A 26360-nucleotide genomic window follows, 5' to 3' on the forward strand; every position below is an offset into this window, starting at 1 on the left:
CGGCATATTTCCACTATCTCCAATAGAACTATGGTTATAAAAAAGGTCCAGCAGCTCAACATTGAGTCACTGGATCTTTTATTTTTAACTATTTAGTTTCTTTTGAAGCTTTCTTTTTCTTAAGATCGCCATGTTCACTCATTTCATGCCATTCAGCTAAACTGATCAAACTGGACATAGTCATTGGTAAGATAAAGACTAAGACAACCAATCCGATAATTACACCTAGAGCAACTTGAATCAAGGTTGTAACACCACTAGGAATCAAAGCAGCAAAGGTACCACTCAAAATAATAGCAGCACTGATAACAACTGCACCGATTGCTGTAGCAGCTCTCAACATTTGACTCTTTAAGTTAGCATCATCGTGATCATCCCTATAACGAATCATTAGGAAGATACTGTAATCAACACCTAAAGCCATCAACATAATGAAAGTAAAGAATGGTGTATTCCAACTCAATAATGGTCTACCCAAGAAGGTTGCAGAAATCATTCTTGTTAAACTCATTGAAACAGCATAAGCAGTTAACAATGTACCGATAATCATCATTGGTTGCAAAATTGATCTAATAACAACGATCAAAGCAATTCCAATACCAATCAACATGATAATAGCTGTACGTTTGAAGTCACCATTAGCAAGTGTTCTCAAATCGTTATCTTGTGATGTTTGACCACCAATAGCAACCTTAGTTCCAGCTAATGCTCCATGTTTAACTTGAGACTTCAAATCTTTTTGCATACGTTTAAATTGAGTATTTGCTTTAGTTGAATTTGGATCACCCTTTAATACAACTGTTAGAGTTGTAATCTTATGATGATCTGCCATGTATGTATCTAGAGCTGGCTTGAAGGCCTTTGACTTAATTGTAGCCTTAGGTAGATAGAAATCATCACCAATATATGACTTACGTAATTCAGTCAAATATTGATTCATGGTATCACTACCATTTGCCAAAGTTGTCAATCCATCAGAAGCACTGCCTAGTCCTTGTTGTAATTGTTCAACTTGTGAAGACATTGCTTGTAACTTAGTATTCAATGTTTGAACACCTGTATTAACTTGTTGACTAGCAGAAGCAACAGTACCAGCTCCACTGTTCAAAGTAGAACTTGATGCATCCAATGTATTAGTACCACTAGCTAAAGTACTTGCTCCACTAGCAATTTGTGAGTTAGCGCTGGCAAGGCTATTAGCACCTGATGATAATTGACCAGCACCACTGGCAACTTGGTTAGCACCACTAGCTAGAGTTTGTGTACCACTAGTTAATTGGCTAACTTGACTTGTTAAGCCAGGAAGTGAACCTGTAAATTGATTAATACCGCTATTCAAAGTACCGGCACCACTGTTTAATTGGTTAATACTACTTACTAATGTAGAAATTTGATTAGCACTTAATTGACCACCAGTTGCTTGGCTAAGTGCGCCACTACCTTGTAGTTGAGCAAGCAATGGTTTTAATTGGTTAACTGTTGCAGTCAATTGATTCATTTCAGTAGCTAGAGTATTGCTGCCTTGACTCAATTGTTGAACTTGACCAGTCAATGTAGGCAAACTAGCTGCTGCACTACCAACACTAGATGCTAATTGATTAGAACCGCTAGCAACTTGGTTAGCGCCACTAGCCAAAGTCTGTGTACTTGAAGCTAAAGTATTTGCACCACTGGCCGCTTGGCTACTACCAGAAGCTAATTGTTGTGCTCCTGAATTAGCACTTGAAACGCCAGCTGTGTAATTACTGATACCAGATTGCAACTGTTGTGTACCAGATTGTAACTCTTGAGTACCATCGGCCAATTGTTGAACTTGGCTCATGCTACCACTGATATTTGCGTTACTTAATTGTGTATTTGCACTATCTAATCCTGATTTAATAGTATTTAAACCCTTTTTAGATGAATCTAACCCTTTAGTAATAGTCTTCAATTGATCCTTCAAATACATTGAACCAATCTTACTACCACCTGGTTCAGTTACAGAAGCAACTGTCTTAACACCATCTTCTTTTTGAAGGTATTGTGTTAACTGATCGACAGCAGCTAGTTTCGATTGAGTATTTAACTTCTTGTCACTCTGAATATAAATTGTGATAGGAGCTGTCATACCTTTGGAGAAGTGCTTTTGAATTATCTCGTATCCAGCCTTTGACTTGTAACTGCTTGGTAATTCATCAGCATTATTAAAGTTCAAATCAGCGTTCATAGTCATAACGAATGGAATTGCTAAAATAACAATTACACCCAAGACAATAGCTGGCTGTGCCAAAGCTGTCTTAGATAATCCATGCCATAAACGACTTGAACTACTACCGTTAGAAATCTTACTTGGCCAGAACATTTTTGGACCAAGTACAGCCATGAAGAACATGTTCAATGTCAATAGAACTGGCAATAGAACAAGAACACCAATTGCGACAGCTGAAGCACTTTGATAGAACGAGAACTTAGCTAACCACAAAACTGAAAATCCGATTAGAACTGAAATTCCTGAATAGAGAACTGTACGACCACCATGTTTACGAGTTGACCTCATCGCCGAAACTGGATCTAGTCCATCTGCCAACGCTCCCTTAAAGTAATCGTAAAGTAAAATGTTGTAATCAGTACCAATACCAAACAAGACAACGACTAAGAAGACTTGGGTAAAGTTAGAGATTGGGAATCCAGCATGTTGTGCTAAATTCATAACAACACTCAAACTGGTAACAAAGGCCACACCAACGTTTAATAAGGAAATAATTGGTACGATTGGCGAACGGAAGACTAAGATCAAAACGATAAAGATGAAGATAACCGCAATAACTTCAGTCTTCTGAATACCTTTCTCAGTTACAGTTGAGAAGTCGTCATTCAAGGCATCACTACCTGTGACGTAAGTATTAATACCAGAAGTCTTCAACTGACTATTAAGCTCTTTTACTTGATGCTTAACAGTTCCATTAGCCTTAACCGTGATCTGGGCTAACTGAGTTGTTTTGTCCTTAGAAACCAACTGCTTCTTTGTTTCAGCATTATCTGTTGGTCCCATAACATTTGTAATACTCAAACCTGATTCATTCTCTAATTCAGATAGAGTATCCTTAATTTCTTCGGTTTGATTAGAAGAAAGCTTTTGACTTCCATTACTAAAAACGGCTGTATATGTACGAACCGATTTATTGTTATTCGCTTTTTTCTGAATCTTATTAGCTACTTCACTCTCCACTGTGTTGGGTAGCTTTATCCCACCATTTTCTCTGACTAGCTCTGAAACATTTGGCATAGCGACGATTGCAATCAAGATTACAACCAGCCATACGATCAGTGCTGGCCACTGTTTACGACGAAAATCTTTCATAAAAATCACATTCCCTTAATCAAATTCAGTTATCCATACTTGGACAGTTGTAAAAATACAAATGTAATGATAAGGTTAATTACGAATTTGGGCAAGAGACAAGTCTTGTCATTTTGTCTAAACTTTGACATTTTATGAAAATTGTCCAGAATTGAGGCGCTTACATTTTGAAATATGATCCAAACGTTAAACAATCACGTGGCATTGAACGCACGCAACGGGCATTTGCGACCGCTATGTTCGATTCCTTAGCTGAGAAACCTTTTGACAAAATTACAGTAAATGCTCTCTGCGAAAAAGCTGATTATCCACGTGCCACTTTCTACAACTACTTTGATGACAAATTTGATCTCTTGAATTTCTGTTGGTTCAAATTAGGACAGGATACCCATTTGGATGTCACCAATACTCAAGAGAACAAATTGACCATTAAAGAGACCTTTGCGCAGATCTATAAGTTATTCGAAGATTATCAATCTCTACTATTGAGTATCATCGAGAATAACCCCCTCGACAGTTCACTCGTCAATCACTTTGTCCGTCACTTTACCGATGTCATTTATGCATCAATCAAAAATAGTGTTGATACCAAAGCTATCCATACTCCATCAGAATTAGTAGCTCAACATTGTAGTACAACAATTATCGAAATTTTGAAATGGATCTACTTAGGTCAACATAAGGTAACCCTTGAGGAAGCCGAAACTTACTTGACCGAACTACTCTCTGGACCAATTCATTTACAAAAAGATAAACAATAATTTATCAATTTCACCACTTTTTGCAAAAAAGAGTACCATAGAGGTTATATTTATTATTGAAGGGTGTTTTTTATGGGTGTTTTCTTCTCAAGTATTCAAGGAATTCTTATAATCATTGGCTTAATTGCTGTTGGTTATGGTTTAACTCATTTAGGCTGGTTTTCAGAAAATTCAACACAATTAATTGCAAAATTGGTTACGCAAGTTGCTCTACCTACCTATATGATTTCAACTATTACCAAAGATTTTACAGCCGAAAAATTGATCAAGCTTTTACCTGACTTAGCTATTCCAGTTTTGTCGATGACTATTTTGATCTTTGTTTCTATAATTTTAATCAAAGTTTTGAAAATCGATCCTAAGCATAAAGGCCTATTTTCATCAATGTTTTTCAATTCCAATACTGTTTTCGTCGGTTTACCAGTTAATATGGCACTATTTGGCGAAAAAAGTTTACCTTACGTTTTAGTCTATTACATGGCTAACACAACTTTCTTCTGGACACTTGGAACTTATTTGATTCAAATGGATGGAGAAATTAAAGGTAAATTCAAACTAAAAACAACTCTCAAAAAGATTTTTTCACCACCATTGATGGGATTTATCATCGGATTAATTTTAGTTATGCTCCATATTCAATTGCCTAAATTCCTAATGTCAGACTTTGAATACTTGGGTAATTTGACTATTCCTTTATCCATGATTTTCATTGGTATTTCTATCTACAATGCCGGTTTAAAAAATATCTCGTTTCACAAAGACAATTTGGCGATTCTCTTTGGAAGATTCTTATGTGCCCCATTATTAATGGCTGCTCTCTTCCTATTCATTCCTGCTACACCTTTGATGAGACAAGTTTTCATAGTCCAAGCGGCTATGCCCGTTATGACTAACGCCCCTGTTGTAGCAAAGCTTTATCACGCTGATTCTAATTATGCAGCCATTATGGTTACCGAAACTACTTTATTGAGTTTGATCGTTGTGCCTATCATTATGGTTTTAATTAAATAACTTCTAGCTTGTCATTAATTTGATGAACTTTTTTTGTGAAATTTTATTTCTTCATTCTTAGAAAGGGCTTACAATGAAGCTAGTCAATTAAGAAGGAGTGAAGTTTATGTTCTTTATCGATACGTCTAAAAATGGGAAACCTGTCTACAATGCCATAGTTAATCAGTCTTTGGATAATTACTTAGTAAATGATCTTCGTTTACCCGGCCATGGATTGATTCTCTATATCAATAATCCTTCGGTCATCGTAGGTGTTCATCAAAATGCCTATGCCGAGGTCAACTTTCCTTACCTTGAGAAAAATAAGATTCAATTAGTCCGTAGAACTTCTGGTGGTGGCGCTGTTTACCACGATTATGGTAATTTAATTTTCGAAAACATTATTATCGGTGACGACGAACATTTTGGCGATTATGCCTATTTTGCCCAACCAATCATCGATGCTTTGCATGATATGGGCGCTACCGGCGTCGAGATGCGTGGTCGTAACGATATTGTCGTTGACGGCAAGAAATTCTCTGGCATGACAATGTTTAAAGTTGGCGATTCTTATGCTGCCGGTGGTACTTTGATGTTCGATTTGGACATGGATACTGCCAGCAAAGTCTTAACTCCTGAACAAGACAAACTTGAATCTAAAGGTGTTAAGTCTGTTAATAAGCGTATTACTAATATCAAACCTTATCTTGATGAACCATTCAGAAGCATGAATGCCAATCAATTTAAAGAAGAATTGTTGAAACGAATCTACCACGTCGACAAACTTTCCGATATTGAAACCTATACTTTGAATGATCATGATTGGAATATTATCGATTCTCGTCTAAAGAATAAATACGACACCGACGCCTGGAACTATGGTAAGAATCCTGGTTTCACTAATTATGTTTCTAAACATTACGACATCGGTACTGTTGCCTTCAACTTCTCTTTGAAAGATAACAAAATATCCAATATCAAGATTTATGGCGACTTCATTACTGGTGGCGATATTACTTTAATTGAAAAAGCTCTATTAGGAGCCGAATTCACCAAGGAAGACTTAACCGCTGCTCTTGAAAAGGTTGATTTAACGGCTAATCTGGGTAAAATTGAGCCAGCAATATTGGCTGACTTATTATTGTCTTAAAGGACATACTTTCATTATTAGAAAACAATAAAAAAGACTAGTGTAACGGCTGCTTTTAATAGCTGCTGCACTAGTCTTTTTATCGTTATAACGATAAGCTAATTTACAAAAGTTGTATGTTTAGCTTTCCAATCTTCCAATTTGATATTAACCCAGAACGAATAGATACCAATTGTAATGATCGATAATAAAAGCCACTTAATCCAATTACCAAATAATTCTAAACCAGTTCCATTGAAGTGCATCCGATGGCCTTCGATTACGGTATGATTAATTTTCCATCCGTAAACCAAACAAAGTGCCCACGGGTAAAGAATCCCAATCGTGAAAACCGTCATAATGAATCCACCTAAACTCAGCAAGATCAATTCAAAAAGTCCCCCGTCAAAATACGAATATCTTCCAAACTTCATATTTTGAGATCTAGCTTGTCTCGTACTTGGTTGTTGTTCTTGATTATTCATATTTTCCCCCCCTGATACAAAATACTTCCTACAATTATTGTAAATCGTTTGTTCAGCTTTTTGGATACTAGATAGCATCTTTTATTAGTTAATTCGAAAAATAAAACAGCAACTATTTAGAAACGTAAATACGCTTTGCTCTAAATAGTTGCTGCTATTTGTTATTTAACTGAATAATTAGGGGCTTCTTTAGTAATAGTTACATCATGTGGGTGTGATTCTCTTAAACCAGCATTTGAGATTTGTACAAATTGAGCATCTTGTAGTTCCTTCAAATTATGAGCACCAACGTAACCCATACCTGAACGTAAACCACCAAGTAATTGATAAATTACATCGCCAACAGCACCTTTAGCTGCGACACGACCTTCAATACCTTCGGGAACTAATTTATTAGCTTCGTTAACACCACTTTGGAAGTAACGATCGGATGAACCATGTGACATGGCAGCTAAACTACCCATTCCACGGTAAGTCTTGAAACGACGGCCTTGATAAATTTCAAATTCACCAGGTGCTTCATCAGTACCAGCTAACATTGAACCAAGCATAACGGCGTTACCACCACCTGCTAGAGCTTTAACGATATCACCTGAATACTTGATACCACCATCGGCGATGATTGTCTTACCATATTCGTGAGCAACACTTGCGGCATCGTATACGGCTGTTAGTTGAGGAACACCGACACCGGCAACGATTCTAGTTGTACAGATTGAACCAGGTCCAATACCAACTTTAACAACATCTACTCCAGCATCATAGAGTGCTCTTGTACCTTCGGCAGTGGCGACATTACCTGCGATTAGAGTTGCTTCTGGGAACTTAGCTCTAATTTCAGAGATTTTTCTTAAGACACCAGCTGAATGACCATGAGCAGTATCAATAATAATGGCATCAGCACCAGCATCAAGTAAGGCTTTGGCACGTTCGAAAGTATCGCTAGTAACACCAACAGCGGCGGCTACTAACAAACGTCCATATTGATCTTTAGCGGCATTAGGAAATTCTTTTACTTTTTCAATATCTTTGATTGTAACCAGACCACCTAAGCGGCCATTCTTATCAATCAAAGGTAATTTTTCAATCTTATGTTCTTGAAGGATCTGTTCTGCTTCTTTTAGAGATGTTCCAAGTGGTGCAGTAATTAATTCCTCACTTGTCATTACAGTACCGATTTTAACTGAAAAATCAGTAATAAAACGTAAATCTCTGTTAGTAATAATACCAACTAATTTCAAATCAGTTGTATTAGTTACAATGGGAACACCACTTATGCGGTAAGTACTCATCAATTTTTCTGCTTCACTAACTTTGTCATCTGCTGTTAAGTAAATGGGGTCAATGATAACACCATTTTCGGAACGCTTAACTTTTGATACTTCATCAGCTTGTTGCTCAACACTCATATTCTTATGAATGACACCTAAACCACCTTGACGAGCCATTGCAATGGCCATTGGTGCTTCGGTAACTGTATCCATACTTGCACTCAAAATTGGTGTATTTAGCTTAATATTCTTAGCTAGTTGAACTGATAAATCCACTTCATTTGGTAAAACATGACTCTCTGCTGGTATTAATAAAACATCATCAAAAGTGAATCCTTTTTTATCAAATTTTGTATCCCATGCCGACATGATCTTCCTCCTAATTATTTGTTTTGCCTAAATATAGGTAAAATTTATAAATATGTTATCCGATTTTTCTACGATAGTCAATCAATAAAAAAAGACTATCGTCATAACGACAGCCTTATTCATACATTTTTATTGCTATAACTTTATAATTCCATAAATTTTGTTTTTTTAAATAAAAATCAAATCGGCGTTTCTTTAAATATAATTTATACTGTATAACATCGTTTTGTTTAGAAACATATTCGTTAAGCCGGTGCAATTCGTGGTCGTTATTTCTCTTCAAATAAGAAGAAGTTTTCTCATCCAAAGCAATATCATCAATCTTTTGATGATTGGCTAAGGCATCCTTACAGGCAAACTCCATTCTCTTACGAATTAGGTCATTTAGAACTAGCAAAATAATTATAATTATCATTACTAGTAACAACAAGCCACCACATATTTCTGTCATTTCTACACTTGAAACACTCATAACAATCAACACTTTTATATTTATTTTAATTAAATAATATCATGATGATATTATTGTTATCAAATTCTCGGCTTCTATTCCCCTTGTGTGGTAAGATTCTTTTACACAACGTTTTAGGGGGAACTTATAATATGAGAAAATTGGTTCGGGATAAAATACCCAATATTATTAACGACGATTCTAAATTTGAAGTACTTTCAAACGACGATTACCGCCTCTCTTTACGTGAGAAAGCAGTTGAAGAAGCTACCGAGGTAAAAACGGCTAGCACTCGTGCTAACTTAGTCGAAGAATTAGGGGACTTGGAAGAAGTTATTCGCGCCATTCTCGACGATGCTTCAATCACTTACGAAGAAATGGACAGCCTTAGACATGCTAAAATCAATCAAAAAGGTAAATTTACTGAAAAATTTGCTATGATAAACACTAAAGAAGAATCATAAGCTTTTGGTTCTTCTTTTTTGTTCCCATTGTATGATTTTTTAAAACAGGCTAATATAATACTTATACTTTTTAATATAGAAAGAAGATTAAAATGCAAATCCTAACTTTATTTTTAGTTGCACTAGTCGCCTTAGAACATATTGGCATTGCTGGTCTTGAAATGTTTGCTAAACCAGAACAACAAGCCAAGGCTTTTGATATGCCCTTGGACTTCGTTAAAAACGAACATGCCAAAACTGCTCTAGCTAACCAAGGTATTTATAACGGTGCTTTAGGCCTCTTAATTCTGGCAATGATTCTTTTCTTCACTGGTACAACTTTGAAAATCATCATGATCTTATTGATGCTTTATGTCATCATCGTGGCAATTTACGGTGCTATGACAGCTACTAGAAAGATTATTTTTCTACAAGGATTACCCGCTCTAATAGCTTTGATTTTCGTACTCTTCTTTTACCGTTAACCAAAAGCTTCTATAATATAAGTAATTTTATAAAGAATGGATAAAAAAATGAAAAAAGATTCATTACTAAAAAGTTCCCTGTGGATTTCCATTAGTGGAATTATTTCCCGTATTCTAGCGGTTGTTTATATCATTCCCTGGAATATCTGGATCGGTCCGTTAGCTGTTAACGCGGCTAATGCTATGTACGGAAAAGTTTATAACATTTATAATCTCTTTTTGATTATCGCCACAGCAGGTATTCCTTCAGCTATTTCTAAAGAAGTCGCTGCTCATAATGCCTTAGGACGCTTTGATCAAAGTGAAAAGCTCTTCAAGAAGTACAGTTTCTACATGACCTTAGTTGGTATCGGTTGTGCTGCAATCATGTTCTTCGGTGCTAAATATGTTGCCATCGTTTTGGCAGCCGGCGATATGCGTGTTGTAACGCCTATTAAATATTTGAGTGTTGCGATGCTAATTATTCCAGCTCTAGGTATTTTGAGAGGTTACATTCAAGGTTATGCCTTCATTTCCTACTCAGCCTTTTCTCAAGTTATCGAACAGATTGCCCGTGTGGCTTACATGCTTTATGCCACATACACAATCATGATTTTGCAAAAGGGTAATTATATCTCTGCTGTTAACCAATCAACGCTTGCTTCATTTATCGGTGCCACGTTGGCTTATGTCTTCCTACTTTGGATTCGTGTCAAAGTTAGACGTTCAGTAACAATCGACGATATCAAGACAAAAGATGATTTACCTACCGATGAAACTATCGATATCAACTTTGGTTCAATGTTGCGTTCGGCTATTCCATTTTTGCTAGTCGACACTATCATGACCGTCTTACAACTATTCGATCAAACAACTTTCACATGGATCTATCAATTAATTCTTCATGCTAGTGAAAAAACAATTGATAATCTCTATGCGATGTTCGGATTCCAAGCTAATAAAATTATTATGGTCCTTGTTTCCCTTGCCATCTCCGTATCTGCTTCTGTTATTCCAGCTCTATCGGCTATGGTCAGCAAGAAAGTTTCCAATGAATATATTCAGAATTTCATGCGTAAAATCGTTCAATTCACAGTCTTCATCATTCTTCCAGCTACTTTCGGAGTAATGGCTATCAGTCGCCAACTCTGGACTGCTTTCGTCTTCTACGATCAAAGTATCCTCGGTTCAAAAGTTCTGATAGTTTCGTGTTTTGAAGCCTTCTTCTACTGTTTATTCATGATTTTGGAAAATATTCTTCAGGTTACTCACCATATGAAGAAATCAATGATTTACCTAGTGATCGCCTATCTACTAAAAATTGTGCTTCAATTACCATTAACCTTGGCTCTAGGTGTTTATGGACCGGTCGTTGCGACAACTATTGCTTTTGTAATTATGAGTCATTTCGCCTTTAGACTTATCAACAAAGAGTTTGCAATTGTTGATAAGGAATTAGGTAAAAAGTTAATTCACATCCTCATCGATGGTTTAATTATGCTAGTCGTCGTGGTCGTTGCAAACTTACTAATTGTTCAAGTAATTTCCGACGCTACCAAGGTTGGAGCAATCATCGTTATTGCTATCTGTGGAGTCCTCGGTATCTTAGTTTATGGTTTCCTCAGTTACAAAGATGGTTCACTCAACATTCTTAAAGATATTCGTGATACTAAGATTTATTAATTTAGATCAAAAAAGGAAAACCGCTAAAGGTTTTCCTTTTTTATTTTTCTAAGCCGAGTCTACCATTTGCCACGTTATGGTTCCGTTATAGTTACCTGACTTAGTACTGCTATCCATCTTTAGTTTCCAAGAACCAGCCCCAATATACTCTGATAAATCTAAATTATCTTGACCGCCTGAGAAACTCTCTGACTGAATCCTTGTTCCGTTTGCCAAAATTGGTTGCCACGTTCCAAAATCAGTAACACTTGTTTGGCGTTGACGGAAGAATAAAATATTTCCCAAATTGTTACTTAAAGTATCTCCATCACTATTTTTCATCTGTGAATTAGGATCGGTATTATCGTAAGATACGGAAATCATGAACGGATTGTCTGTCGGATGATTAACAATCAACTCACCATCAGTCTTAACGTTATTGGCTTCCAAGCTGGTACCTGAAAAGTTATGTGTTCCAAAATCAATCATTTGTGGGACTGACGTAATGCCATCAACATTTTCAATTGAAACTTCAGCGTTATTAGAAATTAGATCATCCAAATCTTTATTGGCTACGACTCCACCTTTCAAAGTAGCATTAGTCGTTATCTTACCAACTGCTGCTGAAGTAACTTTGGCTTTGTTCTCGACAATAACCGACTCGCCGGCTTTTACTTCTCTGACAACTCCAGTATTAGTACCACCTTGCGGGTAACTATTTCCATCAGCTCCTGTAACGGTAATATCGTAAGGCGTACCCAAGCTGCTTGGCAAATTACTGATCATATTCGTGGCACTGGTTAGTGGATGTGTACTATCGTTCGCAACTTCAAATTTTGTTTTATAACTGATTACATCTCCTACTTTAGCGGTAGTTTGATTAGCATAATCTGTTTCCTTATTAGTTTCATTTTTAACTTGGCGTGTAAAATTATAATTGAAAGCTAATTTCTCAATCGGTACATCAACTGAAGCTAAATATTTTTTCTGTGTTGTTCCAGACACTTTTTGATCAGTTCCATAGAACTGTGCTGTATTCTTAATTGTCGTTCCGGCTCCACTTTCAACGACAACTTCAAAAGTTATCGTTGCGGATTCGTTATCCTTTAGAGAATAACCCGGCATAACAGTTAAAATTCGATTTGTATCATCATAACTGGTAGCAGGAACTGCAGTGAAGTTAGTGCCATCGTTAGATTTTTTTATTGTTGAAGCATCTATTTGTAATCCTTCAGGAATTTCATCGATCAATTTGTCATAGGACCACTCTGATCCGTAACCATTATTAGTCACTTTCATCGTAAATTTCAAACGATCTCCGACTTCATTTTTACCTGTGGAATTAGTTTTATTAGTATAGGTTTTTGAAACGGCCGGTGAAGCAGAAGATTGTGGCATTGCTCCCATGGTTGAAACAAAGTGAGCTGTCTGTCCCGGTTCCAAAGTAGTAGGATTCCATTTCAGTGCATATGCTGTATCAACGACTCTCGGCGAACCATCACTAGTTTTGAAAAGTGAAGTTCCGTAAGCATTATTGTCTTTCTCAGCTCCTGAGCCATCAATACTACTTTGATTCTTGCTGTTCTTGAAACCATCCAACCAATTAGTCGGATTAGTTAATAAATCTCTAGCGACTCCCGTATACTGATCAAATCCATCCTTAACTTTATTAGTAATTAAAAGAGTGTATCTATCTGACGAATCAGCTCTAGAAGTAATAATCAGTCCACGACTTTCACCCATATCATAAATATATGACTGATCAGTTTTTCCCATTAATCCTAAAGCCGTATCTTCAGCAAACATCGTTGTGAATTTCTGTGTCGTTGAACTTGAATTATAAACATACATTTCTCTTTGAACAACAGCACCATTGTTTGGATCAGCGCGCATTAATAACTCAATTTTTAAATCAAACACTCCATAGGTCTTACTATTACGTTTCAAATCACCAACAATTTTGTAAGCAGCATTTCCATTCTGATCGGTTCCTATATAATATTTTTTATTAGTCATCCGATTAGTTGGATCCGTCCCTGAAAATTGTGATGGCAAAACAGAATATTCCATCGCTGTAACTTTCGTCGTTGTTGAATCAGACGGTACAATCATAAAATCCGGTGACAAGGATGAGGCTAAACTACGATTAGTTTCAATACTGCTTCCCGCACGATTTTGGAAAAGTGCATTGACGTATTTATCGCCCTTTTTCAAAAAGACATCCATCTTAGAATATTGAACCGAATTACCACTTGCTATTGAATCTTTAATAATTGAATCATCGCCACCATTTAAAAAATATGGTAACTCACTGGAATTAGAGTTATATCCTTGAGCTAATCCAAAAGTATAACCTAAATCCAAATTATCTCCCATCGGTAACAAACCAACTTGTGTCGTTTGACTAGACGGGGCATACCAGTTATTTATTCCATCATCTATTTCCGCAGCCTGTACATTGCGAATTGAAGGCATGCCAAATATAGCCACTAGAAATAAGAGTAAAGATAATATTATTTGCTGTATTCTATTGGGTTTCATATCCTCCACCTATCTAAATTAAGAATAATAATTATGATTAATTATAAATGGAAGCGCTTATAAATATTATTCAAGACGGGCAAAAATATTTTTACATTTTTGATAACTAGGAATATGCCATTTTGTATCATTATTTCTATGAGATTATAAATAGAAGTATACTAATCAAGTATCAAAATATTGTTAACCAGGAGATACTACTTATGGCATATGACAAAAGATTTATGGATTTAGCCGCTCAAGAGGCTCAAAAGAATGTGGGAACACAGATTGGTGGACCCTTTGGTACTGTTATTGTTAAAGATGGAGAAATTATTGCACAAGGTCGTAATCATGTCCTAGCAAATCACGATCCTTCAGCACATGGAGAAATCACAACCATTAGAAAAGCTTGCGAAAAATTAGGAACACACGATTTATCCGGCTGTGAATTATATACCAATGCCTACCCCTGCCCAATGTGTTTAGGTGCTATTATTTGGTCTAACATCAAAACTTGTTACTACGGTAATACCGCTGAAGATGCTAAGGACATTGGCTTCAGAGACGATTTCATTTACAAATTCTTATCCGATGGTTTGAAGGATAAAAAAGTTTTGAATCTTGAACAACATGACAGAGATACGACTATCAAGGCTTTCAATAATTTCAAAGAGGATTCATCACATACAATTTATTAATCGATTAAAATACCTCATAACAAGTAGATATTGTTCTAAATGTTATGAGGTATTTTTCTATTTCATAAATTTCTTTCCTACGATTTCCAATAGGAAGAATGTCAAAAGTAAACTAACTATTCCATTGATTAAGAAAATCATTTGATAATTAACTTTTGAAAATACAATACTGAAAATAAATACTGCAATTGGTGTAAGTATCTGCGAAGCGGTATACATTGAGGTATTAACCTTCCCAAGGTCCCCTTCTGGAACTGTCTTTTGTATATAAGTAAACATTGGAGGTTGAGACATAGCATCGAACACACCTATAACAAATTCAAAGAATGCAAAAATGAATAAAACATAGTGTGGTAAGGTAAATAACATCAATCCTAAAATAAGTAGTTGTATACTAGTTACCCAATACATATTTCTTATGAATCCAAAAGTATTTTTCAAAGTAACTATTGTAATAATAATTCCACCAATAAGAGCTCCAATAGAATAGATTCCTTCAATATTTCCACTGATTGTCGTTGAATATTTCAACGTATGTATAACAACATAAGGCATGCCTATAACAAGAGCCGTACTAGTAATATTGAGACACATCGTTACTATTAAAAAGAAAAGTACCGTCGGATATTTATTTAATGATTTAAAAATATTCAAGTTTTGAATTTTCTTTTTAGTTTTATCTATCGGATTATCATCGAAGTGAGTTGCAATTGTTAAAAATAAAGTCATTATTTCCGTCACAATTTGCAAAACAATCATCCATTTAAAATCCATAATTCCAAATAAAAACCCTGCTATCGCTGGCGCCAAAATACTTGATACTGTTGCCGCCGTCGATTCAATAGAATTAAGTTTCTGGATATGTTCAACTGTTACAATCTGTGGGGTAGATGATAAATATGAAATAGTAAAAAAACGGGCCGTAATATTATTCAAACACACAACAACAATTGCCGAGATGAGAATATTGGTATTAAATAATTCAAAAGCTAAAAAATATACAATGAGAGTTAAAATCAACACACTTTCGGCAATCAAGGCAATATGTTTTCTTTGATAACTGTCAACTGTATTTCCTACCCAAGGGGCTACAAGTACACCGACTAATGGTCCAATGATCAAGCTTGTTCCGTACCCCATAGCTGATCCAGTGACTTGTAATAATTTTAAAGACAGTGCGTAGTTAAATATCGATGCCCCCAAATCATTAACAACCGTCGTAACTCCAGCTTTAACCAATTGCTTCATCGTATCCGGTTCCGCTAATTCCATATATTCCACCCCCATATATATAAATTTATTAGTATTAGTTATAATCCTCATTAAAATAATTTTCAATAGTATTCTAATATTTTTTTAATTGTATTAAATTATTTAATGCTTTGAAATTCACTCAAGATTAAAACCAAATAGATGCTCTCAGTGTTGCTATAAAATCAATATTAATCATAGATATGTTTTTATATTTAAGAATTGGGATATAATCAAAACATAAATACAAACATTTCTTACGTTGATTTATAAATTTATTTCAAATTCAATATTTTTTTAGAGGTATTCAAATGATAGATGGAAATAAAATAAAACAAACCAGAAAAAAGATAGGTTTATCTCAATCTGATTTAGCCAAAGATATTACCACACAGGGAACCATCAGTTCCCTAGAAAGAAATTCTACTTCTCCAGGAAGTACAATCTTAGTAAAATTATTAAATCGGCTAAATTTAAAGTTAAGTGATGTTGTTATTAACGACATTGCTACTGAAAATGATCAGATTTTAATGCAGGCAGACCATTTTAGCATGAATTATAAATATCAAGAAGTTGTAGATTCATTAAAGAACTTTCAACAAACTGACGATAAAGACCAACAAGCTCATTATCAATTCTTAAAAACGGATGCCGAAATGTGGCTCACTAATAATTCTGATGATGCAATATTCGGTTTCAATCAGTTATTGCTACTTCACGATGACATCTCTGACATATTTACCATTCTTGCAACCTGCGAATTAGGTGTGGCCTATAGCCAAAAGAACGATATTAAGAAGGCTAATTTTTATTTCGAACAAACTGCATCATTATTTAAAAACTACAATACTAATAACAATCTCTTTTGGTCTCTATTAATTTACGATAATTTGGGAATGTACTATGCCAATAATGACAAACTTGAAAAATGTATAGATATTACTACTTCTGGTTTAAATTTGGCCCAAAGAAACGGCAGCTCGTATTTTGTTGAATCATTCTACTACTTACTTTCAGAAATGGCAGAACAACAAGGTAAACAATCTGAGGCTATTCAATATGCGATTCAAGCCTATTCATTTGCTAAATTCATAGGCAACCACTTAATAGGGGAAAAAGCATTGGCGTTTCTCAAGAAGAATGGCATTGATTATCTAAATCTATAACAAAAAGCAAGAAGACAGAATTATACTGCCTCCTTGCTTTTTAAAATTTAATAGCCGTATTCTCAAGTTGATAAACAGTTGCTGATACATCTGTTTTATTTTCAGAAATAACATTCAAATTAGCTTTATCTGTATAAATTCTTTCTGTAAAAGTTCTTATTCCGTCGTTAACAAATATCTCTACGGAACTAGTATCAACATACAAATGAAGCTTTAATTCTTTCTCAATATTAATCTCTGCTTCCCTTTCACCATCTTTTCCCATTCTGTTTAAAATCACTTTGTTATTTAAATACTTCAAATCCAATATCTTATTGTTGTTCGAGTCTAAAATTTCAATTCCTGATCCATTTAAATCATCCGCTTTAAAAGTCAGTAGAGCTTCATACTGTTTAACGTTGGATAATAATTGCTTATAGTCAATTAATTCTAAGTCTTCGTCAACTAATTTTGTTGTTCTTAATTGTTTCAACTCTTTGATTGGTCTCATTTGTAGAACATTATTTCGATATATTAATTCACGTGGAATTGTTAATGCTCCTGCCCAACCATCAACACTTTCAGGCATTGGGCTTTCCCACATGTCCATCCATCCTACTAAAATTCTCCTACCATCTGGTGCCAACATAGTCTGAGTTGCATAAAAATCATGTCCATTATCTAATTCTGAAAATTTGCCACGTTCAAATTCATTTTTTTGATAATTATAATCGCCAACTAAATAACCAGTTTGACGATAGTTTTTGAATTTAGATCCATCCTTTTTTATGCCTTGAGGAGACATAACCAAAAAATTATTATCTTCCAGTTTAAAGAAATCAGGACATTCCCACATATCTCCTTCTTTATCTGAAGAATTAGATTTTGCTAGTATTCCCTTATATTGCCATTCCGTAAGATTGTTAGATTCATATAATAAAACACGTCCTACTCCTGTTTTATCTTGACTACCTAGCACTAAGTACCATTTTCCGTTATCATACCAAACCTTTGGATCTCGAAAATTGGCCGTATTATCTTCTGGAGCTTCAGAAATAATAGGATTATTTTTATACTTTTTAAAGTGTATCCCATCTTCACTAATAGCTAAATTTTGATTTTGCCAGAAATGTTCAGGGTTACCATCATTATAGTAATGATGTCCTGTATAAATTAAGTACATCTTATTATTATAAACAACTGCACTTCCTGAGAAACATCCTCCTTCATCTTCACTATCACCTGGAGTTAAAGCAATCGGTAATGTTTCCCAATGAACCAGATCTTTACTCCTTACATGTCCCCAATGCATTGGACCCCATTTCGAATCATTAGGATAATATTGATAAAAAAGATGATAATATCCTTTAAAATAAGAAAAACCATTAGGATCATTGATCCACCCTGACGGTGCCATAATATGATATCCAAGTCTGTATCTTTTATTAGTTAACTTAATTCTTTCAGTCATAATTGCTCCTAAAATATTTTTTATAAAATTTTTTCTCCATTTGGTACTTTTGGTGTAAATCTAATTGCATTGACTGACTTATCCAATAATATTTGCTCGTCTGTTCCTGAATCTAAAATTGTATTATTTCTTGAGTTCTTTTCTATTAATACATTGATTGTTTGAATAACACTTGATTGTTGTGTCGTAAGTAAAGCACCGACTTGAGATTTAAACGCCGATTCACCAATTTCAGAATGTGCTTCTGATGCAACCACATTATTATTAGAAATATAGTTGCTACTACCATCAACAACATGAATGATAACCGGTGTGACTCCTGATGGCTTAAGATATTTTTTATCAATAATTTCTGAAAAATGATTATTAGTTACCGTGTTATTATTACCATCTATCGCCAACAATCCGTATGAATCTACAATCCCATTATCATGGGTCTGCATTGGCTGCCAAGGCTCATGGTCGCGTAAGAAATGATTAGAAGAAATAAGATTCTCAGAACTAACTTTTTTCAAGACCACCATTCCTGGATAAAAAGCATGTAGGATGTTATTAGATAGTAGAGATCTAGTAACCTGCTCAAAATAAATCGTACTTGCTCCTCGAGGAAAAATATTATTCGTGGAAACTAATAGTTGTGCAAAATTTTGGGCATAGATGGAATATCCTTTATATCCTGCTCCCATCAAATTATCAGTGACCTTCGATGCTTGTCCCCATCCGCGTAACTCAATACAATTTCCGCATTCAGCAATAAAATTATTGTGAATGGTTAATGCATCAGCGTGATAAACTACAATTCCATGCTCCAAATATATAAAACCCATACCTGTAATTCTGAAGGAGTCTTGTGCACTAGCCACATAGATTCCTGTTTTATTATTAACATAGCTGTTTTCAGGATTATCATCGTTAGCCCCATCATCAACAAAATGCAATCCATCAATATTAAAGTTAGAGAATTCTACGGAACTAATTCTAGGATCTCCATCCCTTTCTACTAAGAAGGCTGCACCAGTTTTCTCAGATGATGTACTGTCAACAGGCAAATCATTAATAATTCTGCTACCACCAGGCCATAATTCATGTAAATTAGACCAATCTTTTTTAGGAACATTAAATCGAATACTAGATGATGTAAATCCATGTCCAGACCCAACTACTTTTAGAAAACTAATATCTATAACAACTTGTGTCTTCAAATGATAATCAGCTGGTGGAAGATAAATTACTGCGCCTGGTTTACCATTACCGTTTGAACAGCTTTTTGCTTGTTTAACTTTAACTTCAGCAATAATATCATTGATAACCTTCCCAATATCCTCATAAGGATTTCCAAAATCACATTTTGTAACATCATAAAAATTTGAATTATTCATTTTTTTCTCCTAATTTTGACTTGCTAAATCTGCTCTAACTTGAGCTTCATTATTTTCATACTTAGCATAGAAAAACATTGGAACTGTGGCTAATAAGAACAAGATAGCCGGTAACCAAACAAAACTAAAATTAATTCCAAATAATGATCTTGTGGTTTGAATATGATTAGGTACATAACCAAAATATTGCATGACTTTCGAAGGAATAAATCCTCCAATTCCGCTTCCTGCCTTAACACAAAATGCGCTACCGATAGAAGTTAGAAAACCACTAGCACGAATTCCGTTCTTCCACTGGCCAAAATCAACTGCATCCGCCAACATTAAAAATGGCATGGATGCTGCCACTCCTGTTCCAATTGAACCTATACAATATAAAGCAACTACTAAAATCTGATTGCTACCAACGAATTGGAAAAGAATATTAGCTATTGAAGCTAACATTAGTGATCCAATGAACACGGTTCTTTTATTTGTTTTTCTCACAAAGAATGGTGTTGCAATCATACCTGCAACAGCGACAACTGATAATCCACCGGCAACTGATACTAGTGATTTAGCATGAATGTTGTATTGGAAATAATAAATCATCCCTGAGCTTCTAACCGTTGTACCAATCCAATAAAGTAAATTAGTAACGACAATTAATACCCAAGGCCAATTACTTTTAGTTGCTTTGACACTTTGTTTTAGCGAAATAGACTTAACTTGAGTGACATTCACTTCTCTTAAATTCAAGAATGCAATTAAGAAAGACACGATTGAAACAATGCCTAAAATAGCAATTGCGTAAGAAAACCCTTTTCTATCATTACCTTGTCCTAATATTTGTACTAGAGGTAAAACCACACTGTTGGCAACTAACAAGCCAATATTTCCACCAACCATTCGGTAAGAATTCAAAACTGTTCTTTGATCTGGATCACTAGTCAAATTAGGCAAAATTGAAGTCATTGGCGTACTAATTCCAGTGTAAAGAATACCTGAAAGTACATATGTCAAAGATGCATAAATGACTTTTGCTGTACCCGATAAATTAGGCGTTGTAAAAGTTAACCATGTGAAAAATGCAAACGGTATACATATCCACAAAAAGTACGGTCTACTTTGACCCCAGCGGGTATGTGTATGATCAATTAAGAATCCCCAAATTGGTGCATCGACCATATCCAATAGCCTTGTAACCAATAGAATTGTTCCAGCAGCACCAATAGCGAGTCCAAAAGTATCTGTATAAAAATACAATAAATACGTGCTAATACTTACAAATAATACATTTCCACCAAAATCAGTAAGGGAATAACTTAATTTTCGAAACAAAGGAATATCTTCTGCTGATTGTTGTACGTCACTTGGAACCTGTGTTTCCATTTTTATTCACTCCGTTCTTAAATTATCTCCATATGTCAACCGGTTAACACATGGAGGCAAAAAAATAAGTACTTAACAAAATTTATTGTAAGCACTTTCAAAGACTATGTCAACCGGTTAACATAAAATAACTATACTGTTTTCCCACGCCATATTTTAACAGGTAAGATCTTATTTGAACTATAGCTAACGTCTTGCATCCTCGCCACTAATGTACTTACAGCAACATCAGCCATTTTGTCTATTGGCTGTACAACCGTGGTCAAACTTGGCAATAGTATTCTTGTAATATCAGCTCCATCGTATCCAACCACTTTTAAATCTTCAGGTATTCTATATCCCAAATCTTTAGCAACGTCCATTACTTGGGCCGCATCCATATCGTTAGAGACAAATAATCCATCGATATTAGGATTTTCTTTAAAAATCCTCTTTATACTATCTATCTTTTTATCTGAATTTGAATCAAATTCCAAAGTATATACAATGGGATCTAGTCCATTATGGATCATAGTATCCTCGTAGGCACTACGACGCTTTTGAGCAGGACTTTTTATATTCTGTGGATCATTTGTATGGACTATAATTCTAGCACCATTATCTATTAATAACTGGGTAGCCAATTGTCCACCTAAATAATTGTCGGAAGAAACAACGGGAATATCCTTATTCATGATTCGATCGATTGCGACTATTGGCAAATTGGTATTTTTATATTCTTCAATACCATGATTATGTGCACCAACAATCAGTCCATCTACTTGATGGGTCATCAATTCTTGAAGGTATAACTTCTCCTTATCTGGATCATTCATAGAATCACCAATCAATACCTTAAATCCCTTACTAAAGAGCTTTTTTTCCATTGATGAAACCAGTTGTCCAAAAAAAGGATTATTTACGGTTGGAAAAATTAAACCAACTAATTTGGTTTCTTGTTTAAATAATTGTCTAGCAACTACGTTAGGGTGATAGTTCAATTCATTCATTGCATCATGAACTTTTTTAACCGTCTTATCGCTTAAATATCCTCGCTTATTCATGACTCTTGAAACAGTCGTCTTTGAAACACCTGCTAATTTTGCCACATCATCTATTTTTGCTTTCATCATTTCACCATAATTTCTATACTAAACTGATTATATCATTCCATTTCTATCATAAATATTAGAATCTAACTATGTTTCATATCAAAAAAATTCAAAATAGATCTAAGATCCATTTTTTGGAAAGCATAAAGTGGTTTATTTTCAATAATATATTTTTGATTTAATGCAAATAATTATGATTTTTTCATAAACTAATTTGACGTTGAAAACAAATAATAGTATCTTATTAGTATTGAAAACGATTACTGAAATTGAGGAGAGATTATTGTGTTAGTAGGAAGTATTGAAGCAGGTGGAACAAAATTCGTTTGTGCTGTTGGTGACGAAGATTACCGTATTAAAGATAGTGTTCATTTCCCAACAACTACACCAGAAGAAACATTACAAAAAGCAATCGATTATTTTAAACAATTTGATATTGAAGCTTTAGGAATTGCATCATTTGGTCCTATTGAACAACGTAAGAACTCACCAAAATATGGTTATATCACATCTACACCTAAGCCAGGCTGGAAAGACACTGACTTTGTTGGCAAAATGAAAGAAGCCTTTGACATCCCCATGTTCTGGACAACTGACGTTAACGGTTCAGCTTATGGTGAATATGTCATGTCCACTCTGTCTAATGAAAAAATTGATTCATTAGTTTACTACACTGTTGGTACTGGTGTTGGTGCCGGTGCTATTGATAAGGGCAAATTTGTTGGTGGTATCGGACATCCCGAAATGGGTCACACACTTGTAAAACGTCATCCTGACGATCTAGATTTCAAGGGTGTTTGTCCATTCCATGGTGACTGTCTAGAAGGATTAGTTGCTGGTCCTACATTTGAAGCTCGTTTAGGTATCAAAGGACAAGATGTTCCTTTGACAAATCATGTTTGGGATATTATGGCTTACTATGTTGCTCAAGCAGCTCTTCAAGCTACACTTATTCTTAGACCTGACAAGATTGTCTTCGGTGGTGGTGTTGTTAGCGAACCATTCCTAGATAAAGTTCGTGCTCAATTCAAAGACTTACTAAACGATTACGTTGAAGTTCCAGATTTGAAGAAATATATTACAATGCCTGTAATTAAAAATAACGGTTCAGCTACATTAGGTGATTTCGCCTTAGCTATCCGTGAATTACAAGAATAATTTTTACTAAAAAAACAATAAAAAAGGATTGAAAACCAACTTGTTTTCAATCCTTTTTGTTATCCATTTCTTTTTCTGAAAATAATAAATTTGCTAAATACGTAATTTAAAATGATTACCACAGCATTAGCAATTAATTTAACAATAAAACCATTACCATGTAATAAAATCATTCCGACAAACATTGTTCCCTGATCAATAACCCATGATCCTCCTCTGAATAGGAAGAATGAACCCATTTCTTGGAAAAAAGCCTTCCAAGTTGTTGTATGAGAATTGAATACCCATAATTTGTTTGTCACATAGGCAAAGATAACCGAGATCAAATATGCGATGGCATTAGCAATTTGGGAATTCATTCCCATTGTGCGCCACAATAGAGCGAAAGCTACGTAATTTACTACTGTTGTTAAGACTCCGAAAAAAGCATAAGGAATCATATCTTTATATTTATTCCATAATTCTTTCATAATTTACTAATGTCCTTAATGGTTTAATTTCCAATTTTTATAGCTTAATCCTAAGAAGTAAGCAATTACTTCAAAAGCTGAAATAAAGAAAGTTACTGGCCAATTGGTTACAAAGGCTAAGTATAAACCTAACCAAACTCCGGCTAACGACAATCCGACTGAAACCATAATCAATTTCGGCACCGAGTGTACTAGATATTTGGCTGTGGCTCCTGGCAAAGTCAATAGTACAAAGACTAATAAAGAACCAACAATTTGAGCTCCAATACTAACGCTCAGAGCCAAAGTTACTAAGAAAGCAACTGATAGTAATCTTGTTTTCAAACCGGCAGCACGGGCGCCAATATGGTCAAATGAATCAAATGACAGTGGTTTATAGAAAATAATGAAGACGAATATGACGAATAACGCCAGGATCATTAATTGATTAACCTCTTTGGAACTGATACCGACGATACTACCAAACAAAATGTTAGTAGCATAACTACTCGATTCTGAGGACAGCGACAAGAACAGAATTCCTAAACCAATGAATAACGACGATATTGCACTGATCGACGCTTCCCGTCTCGAAGACTCACTACTCAAACTACCGACTGCTACCGAACTAATCAAAGTAAAAATTATCATCCCGGCTAAAGGTGATATTCCAACTAGAATTCCAAAAGAAGCTCCGGCAAAGCCAATTTCAGATAATGTATGAGAAAGAAAAGACATATTTCTAGAAACAACGAATACACCAACTAATCCAGCAGTGATGGCGATGAAAGTACTAGCAATAAATGCTTCCCTCATAAATTCATATTCAAACATGCTTAGCCTCCCATCTCAAACATATCTTCTGAAACATCTTTAACATCAACTTCTTGTAATTCATGATCTCTAAAAAAGAGTGCTCGATGTGTATATTTTTTGGTTAATTCGTAATCATGTGTAATGAAAATGACCGTCAGATTTTCATTCTGATTCAACTCAGCCACTAGATCCATCAGTTGCATCTTAACTTCAACATCCAAACTAGCAGTCGACTCATCCAAAATCAGTACTTTAGGATCATTCAAGAGTGCTTGGGCCAAATAGGCCTTTTGCTTTTCTCCTCCTGAAGCCAATCCCAAAGGTCGATTCTTCAAAGCTGTCAGACCGGTCTTCTCAAGAATTCTTTCGATCAATTGATTGTCAGATTGACGTCTTTTAGGGCTCAAAGTGAATTTGAGATTCAAGCGAACAAATTGCTCAATATTCAAAGGATAATCGATATCGATATTTCTAAATTGAGGTACATAACCGATAGTTTGCTTATGATCAACGGTTAGGTCACCACTAGATTTCTTTTCCAATCCCATAATCATTTTGACTAGAGTGGTTTTACCAGAGCCATTTGGTCCAATCAAACTGATAAAGTCGCCATCATTGATTTGAAAATTTAAATTTTGAAAAACCAATTGTTTACCAAAACGTTTGGTTAAATTGACTGCCTTAATAACGATTATTCCTTCACTATCCTTTCAATCTGACTAATATTTTGATCCATCCAACTATAATATCCCAAATCACTTGGTAATGTTTCCGTGAAATAAATAATTGGCACATGATGTTTCTTTGCCAAAGTGGTCATCTTAGTAATAATGCCACTGGTTACCTGCTTATTAACGACTAAGAAACTAACTTTATGATTCTTCAAACCAGTTTCCATATTTTTCACATCTTTAATCGATGGATCAGTGTCTTCTTCGATGGCCTTAGCAAAGTGTTGATTAGCAATTGTCACGTCTAGATCTTTTAAGAGATAGTAAGGTAATGGTTCAGTTACATAAGCTTTTTTACCAGCTGTATATTTCTTCAATGCTTTTTCTCTTTGGATTAAACGATTCAATTTTAAATAATATTCCTTAAAATTAGCTTGATAATACGTACGATTTTTCGGATCAACTTTGGCCATATGTTTATAAACTGCTCGGCTAAGTTTCTGGACATTCTTAACTCCAAACCAAACATGCTCATTATCTCCATTATCTTTTTTCAAGACGTCTCGGGAAAAATCAATCATATTATCTTCTTGGCTATTAGCAGCCACAATTTTTTCAACCCAATCATCGTACCCCAAACCATTAGCGACAATCAATCGTGAATCAGCAACTTGTTTAGCGTTGTTACTGGAAGCTGAAAAACTGTGTGGATCGACATTGACGGATTTAATAATTGATTCAACCTGATATTTATCGCCGACAACACTCTGTATCGGCTCTTTATAAGTATTAACTGTGGTCGTTATAATCTTTTGTGACGCATTACGACGACTACAGCCCCCTAATACTATTAATAGCGAAAACAAGGCTAATAAAATAAAATTTCTTTTTCGCATTCTTTCCCTCTATTCAAATAATTGCCAAACTAAAACAGAGGCCTGAACAAAACATAGTTTTGACCTGACCTCT

Annotated in this window: 23 protein-coding genes; 9 read left to right on the forward strand and 14 right to left on the reverse strand. The window is 35.0% G+C overall.

The annotated features are described in order from the left end of the window. Positions 1–88: 88 nt before the first annotated feature. A complete protein-coding gene (locus FC97_RS00580; RefSeq protein WP_222592961.1) occupies positions 89–3343 on the reverse strand; it encodes an MMPL/RND family transporter in 3255 nt (1084 codons plus the stop codon). Positions 3344–3510: 167 nt separating this feature from the next. On the opposite strand from FC97_RS00580, the gene FC97_RS00585 reads away from it, so the two are divergent. The 3 genes from FC97_RS00585 to FC97_RS00595 all read left to right on the forward strand — a co-directional run bounded on the left by FC97_RS00585 (position 3511) and on the right by FC97_RS00595 (position 6244). Then, entirely contained in the window at positions 3511–4104 is a 594-nt protein-coding gene (locus FC97_RS00585; RefSeq protein WP_054642680.1) for a TetR/AcrR family transcriptional regulator, read from the forward strand. A 72-nt stretch (positions 4105–4176) separates the two neighbouring features. After that, entirely contained in the window at positions 4177–5115 is a 939-nt protein-coding gene (locus tag FC97_RS00590) for an AEC family transporter (protein ID WP_054642681.1), read from the forward strand. A gap of 106 nt (positions 5116–5221) precedes the next feature. Next, entirely contained in the window at positions 5222–6244 is a 1023-nt protein-coding gene (locus FC97_RS00595) for a lipoate--protein ligase (protein WP_054642682.1), read from the forward strand. Positions 6245–6342: 98 nt separating this feature from the next. On the opposite strand, the gene FC97_RS00600 is transcribed toward FC97_RS00595, so the two are convergent. The 3 genes from FC97_RS00600 to FC97_RS00610 form a co-directional block, all read right to left on the reverse strand. Beyond that, positions 6343–6657, reverse strand: coding sequence for a DUF898 family protein (locus FC97_RS00600; protein WP_054642764.1), 315 nt, complete (start codon positions 6655–6657; stop codon positions 6343–6345). 212 nt (positions 6658–6869) lie between these two features. After that, a complete protein-coding gene (guaB, locus tag FC97_RS00605) occupies positions 6870–8348 on the reverse strand; it encodes an IMP dehydrogenase (protein WP_054642683.1) in 1479 nt (492 codons plus the stop codon). Positions 8349–8463: 115 nt separating this feature from the next. Next, positions 8464–8820 carry a hypothetical protein gene (locus FC97_RS00610; protein ID WP_054642684.1) on the reverse strand — a complete coding sequence of 119 codons (357 nt, stop codon included), beginning with the start codon at positions 8818–8820 and terminating at the stop codon, positions 8464–8466. A 131-nt stretch (positions 8821–8951) separates the two neighbouring features. Between FC97_RS00610 and FC97_RS00615 the strand changes: the two genes are divergently transcribed. From FC97_RS00615 to FC97_RS00625, 3 genes are all read left to right on the forward strand, one after another. Continuing rightward, on the forward strand, positions 8952–9263 hold the full coding sequence (locus FC97_RS00615; RefSeq protein ID WP_054642685.1) for a nucleoside triphosphate pyrophosphohydrolase: 312 nt from the start codon (positions 8952–8954) through the stop codon (positions 9261–9263). A 92-nt stretch (positions 9264–9355) separates the two neighbouring features. Continuing rightward, positions 9356–9727, forward strand: coding sequence for a DUF1304 domain-containing protein (locus FC97_RS00620; RefSeq protein ID WP_054642686.1), 372 nt, complete (start codon positions 9356–9358; stop codon positions 9725–9727). A 48-nt stretch (positions 9728–9775) separates the two neighbouring features. Then, the gene (locus FC97_RS00625; protein ID WP_054642687.1) at positions 9776–11389 is read left to right on the forward strand and encodes a polysaccharide biosynthesis protein; all 1614 of its coding nucleotides are present in this window, start codon (positions 9776–9778) and stop codon (positions 11387–11389) included. A 48-nt stretch (positions 11390–11437) separates the two neighbouring features. Here the strand turns inward: FC97_RS00625 and FC97_RS00630 are convergent, their stop codons facing one another. Next, positions 11438–13909 carry an isopeptide-forming domain-containing fimbrial protein gene (locus tag FC97_RS00630; RefSeq protein WP_143442719.1) on the reverse strand — a complete coding sequence of 824 codons (2472 nt, stop codon included), beginning with the start codon at positions 13907–13909 and terminating at the stop codon, positions 11438–11440. Positions 13910–14112: 203 nt separating this feature from the next. On the opposite strand from FC97_RS00630, the gene FC97_RS00635 reads away from it, so the two are divergent. Further along, positions 14113–14589, forward strand: a complete 477-nt coding sequence (locus FC97_RS00635; protein WP_054642690.1) for a nucleoside deaminase — start codon at positions 14113–14115, stop codon at positions 14587–14589. A gap of 57 nt (positions 14590–14646) precedes the next feature. Here FC97_RS00635 and FC97_RS00640 read toward each other — a convergent pair whose 3' ends face one another. Next, the gene (locus tag FC97_RS00640) at positions 14647–15861 is read right to left on the reverse strand and encodes an MFS transporter (protein ID WP_054642691.1); all 1215 of its coding nucleotides are present in this window, start codon (positions 15859–15861) and stop codon (positions 14647–14649) included. Between the two features lie 290 nt (positions 15862–16151). Between FC97_RS00640 and FC97_RS00645 the strand changes: the two genes are divergently transcribed. Further along, positions 16152–17006, forward strand: coding sequence for a helix-turn-helix transcriptional regulator (locus FC97_RS00645; RefSeq protein ID WP_054642692.1), 855 nt, complete (start codon positions 16152–16154; stop codon positions 17004–17006). Between the two features lie 40 nt (positions 17007–17046). Here the strand turns inward: FC97_RS00645 and FC97_RS00650 are convergent, their stop codons facing one another. From FC97_RS00650 to FC97_RS00665, 4 genes are all read right to left on the reverse strand, one after another. Further along, positions 17047–18456, reverse strand: coding sequence for a glycoside hydrolase family 32 protein (locus FC97_RS00650; RefSeq protein ID WP_056967626.1), 1410 nt, complete (start codon positions 18454–18456; stop codon positions 17047–17049). A 20-nt stretch (positions 18457–18476) separates the two neighbouring features. Then, entirely contained in the window at positions 18477–19835 is a 1359-nt protein-coding gene (locus FC97_RS00655; protein ID WP_056967628.1) for a right-handed parallel beta-helix repeat-containing protein, read from the reverse strand. Positions 19836–19844: 9 nt separating this feature from the next. Then, positions 19845–21206 carry a glycoside-pentoside-hexuronide (GPH):cation symporter gene (locus FC97_RS00660; RefSeq protein ID WP_056967630.1) on the reverse strand — a complete coding sequence of 454 codons (1362 nt, stop codon included), beginning with the start codon at positions 21204–21206 and terminating at the stop codon, positions 19845–19847. Positions 21207–21337: 131 nt separating this feature from the next. Next, on the reverse strand, positions 21338–22315 hold the full coding sequence (locus tag FC97_RS00665) for a LacI family DNA-binding transcriptional regulator (RefSeq protein ID WP_056967632.1): 978 nt from the start codon (positions 22313–22315) through the stop codon (positions 21338–21340). 267 nt (positions 22316–22582) lie between these two features. Between FC97_RS00665 and scrK the strand changes: the two genes are divergently transcribed. Next, the gene (gene scrK / locus FC97_RS00670; protein WP_054642693.1) at positions 22583–23455 is read left to right on the forward strand and encodes a fructokinase ScrK; all 873 of its coding nucleotides are present in this window, start codon (positions 22583–22585) and stop codon (positions 23453–23455) included. A 59-nt stretch (positions 23456–23514) separates the two neighbouring features. On the opposite strand, the gene FC97_RS00675 is transcribed toward scrK, so the two are convergent. From FC97_RS00675 to FC97_RS00690, 4 genes are read right to left on the reverse strand one after another with little or no spacing between them, the layout of a single operon-like run. After that, complete coding sequence (locus FC97_RS00675; RefSeq protein ID WP_173585302.1) at positions 23515–23925, reverse strand: GtrA family protein; 411 nt, start codon at positions 23923–23925, stop codon at positions 23515–23517. A gap of 15 nt (positions 23926–23940) precedes the next feature. Continuing rightward, positions 23941–24738 (reverse strand): metal ABC transporter permease, encoded by a 798-nt coding sequence (locus tag FC97_RS00680; protein WP_054642695.1) that lies wholly within the window; start codon positions 24736–24738, stop codon positions 23941–23943. 2 nt (positions 24739–24740) lie between these two features. Next, positions 24741–25367 carry an ATP-binding cassette domain-containing protein gene (locus FC97_RS00685; RefSeq protein ID WP_225868718.1) on the reverse strand — a complete coding sequence of 209 codons (627 nt, stop codon included), beginning with the start codon at positions 25365–25367 and terminating at the stop codon, positions 24741–24743. Between the two features lie 44 nt (positions 25368–25411). Next, entirely contained in the window at positions 25412–26287 is an 876-nt protein-coding gene (locus FC97_RS00690) for a metal ABC transporter solute-binding protein, Zn/Mn family (RefSeq protein ID WP_054642697.1), read from the reverse strand. Positions 26288–26360 lie beyond the last annotated feature (73 nt).

It is taken from the genome of Companilactobacillus kimchii DSM 13961 = JCM 10707 (genome assembly GCF_001435445.1).
GTDB lineage: Bacteria > Bacillota > Bacilli > Lactobacillales > Lactobacillaceae > Companilactobacillus > Companilactobacillus kimchii.

What these genes read in the sequence shown, in the direction of transcription:
- FC97_RS00580 (WP_222592961.1), bottom strand. Translation starts at nt 3,343, where the DNA reads ATGAAAGATTTTCGTCGTAAACAGTGGCCAGCACTGATCGTATGGCTG.
- FC97_RS00590 (WP_054642681.1), top strand. Translation starts at nt 4,177, where the DNA reads ATGGGTGTTTTCTTCTCAAGTATTCAAGGAATTCTTATAATCATTGGC.
- FC97_RS00595 (WP_054642682.1), top strand. Translation starts at nt 5,222, where the DNA reads ATGTTCTTTATCGATACGTCTAAAAATGGGAAACCTGTCTACAATGCC.
- FC97_RS00600 (WP_054642764.1), bottom strand. Translation starts at nt 6,657, where the DNA reads ATGAAGTTTGGAAGATATTCGTATTTTGACGGGGGACTTTTTGAATTG.
- guaB (WP_054642683.1), bottom strand. Translation starts at nt 8,348, where the DNA reads ATGTCGGCATGGGATACAAAATTTGATAAAAAAGGATTCACTTTTGAT.
- FC97_RS00610 (WP_054642684.1), bottom strand. Translation starts at nt 8,820, where the DNA reads ATGAGTGTTTCAAGTGTAGAAATGACAGAAATATGTGGTGGCTTGTTG.
- FC97_RS00615 (WP_054642685.1), top strand. Translation starts at nt 8,952, where the DNA reads ATGAGAAAATTGGTTCGGGATAAAATACCCAATATTATTAACGACGAT.
- FC97_RS00620 (WP_054642686.1), top strand. Translation starts at nt 9,356, where the DNA reads ATGCAAATCCTAACTTTATTTTTAGTTGCACTAGTCGCCTTAGAACAT.
- FC97_RS00625 (WP_054642687.1), top strand. Translation starts at nt 9,776, where the DNA reads ATGAAAAAAGATTCATTACTAAAAAGTTCCCTGTGGATTTCCATTAGT.
- FC97_RS00630 (WP_143442719.1), bottom strand. Translation starts at nt 13,909, where the DNA reads ATGAAACCCAATAGAATACAGCAAATAATATTATCTTTACTCTTATTT.
- FC97_RS00635 (WP_054642690.1), top strand. Translation starts at nt 14,113, where the DNA reads ATGGCATATGACAAAAGATTTATGGATTTAGCCGCTCAAGAGGCTCAA.
- FC97_RS00640 (WP_054642691.1), bottom strand. Translation starts at nt 15,861, where the DNA reads ATGGAATTAGCGGAACCGGATACGATGAAGCAATTGGTTAAAGCTGGA.
- FC97_RS00645 (WP_054642692.1), top strand. Translation starts at nt 16,152, where the DNA reads ATGATAGATGGAAATAAAATAAAACAAACCAGAAAAAAGATAGGTTTA.
- FC97_RS00650 (WP_056967626.1), bottom strand. Translation starts at nt 18,456, where the DNA reads ATGACTGAAAGAATTAAGTTAACTAATAAAAGATACAGACTTGGATAT.
- FC97_RS00655 (WP_056967628.1), bottom strand. Translation starts at nt 19,835, where the DNA reads ATGAATAATTCAAATTTTTATGATGTTACAAAATGTGATTTTGGAAAT.
- FC97_RS00660 (WP_056967630.1), bottom strand. Translation starts at nt 21,206, where the DNA reads ATGGAAACACAGGTTCCAAGTGACGTACAACAATCAGCAGAAGATATT.
- FC97_RS00665 (WP_056967632.1), bottom strand. Translation starts at nt 22,315, where the DNA reads ATGAAAGCAAAAATAGATGATGTGGCAAAATTAGCAGGTGTTTCAAAG.
- FC97_RS00675 (WP_173585302.1), bottom strand. Translation starts at nt 23,925, where the DNA reads ATGAAAGAATTATGGAATAAATATAAAGATATGATTCCTTATGCTTTT.
- FC97_RS00680 (WP_054642695.1), bottom strand. Translation starts at nt 24,738, where the DNA reads ATGTTTGAATATGAATTTATGAGGGAAGCATTTATTGCTAGTACTTTC.
- FC97_RS00690 (WP_054642697.1), bottom strand. Translation starts at nt 26,287, where the DNA reads ATGCGAAAAAGAAATTTTATTTTATTAGCCTTGTTTTCGCTATTAATA.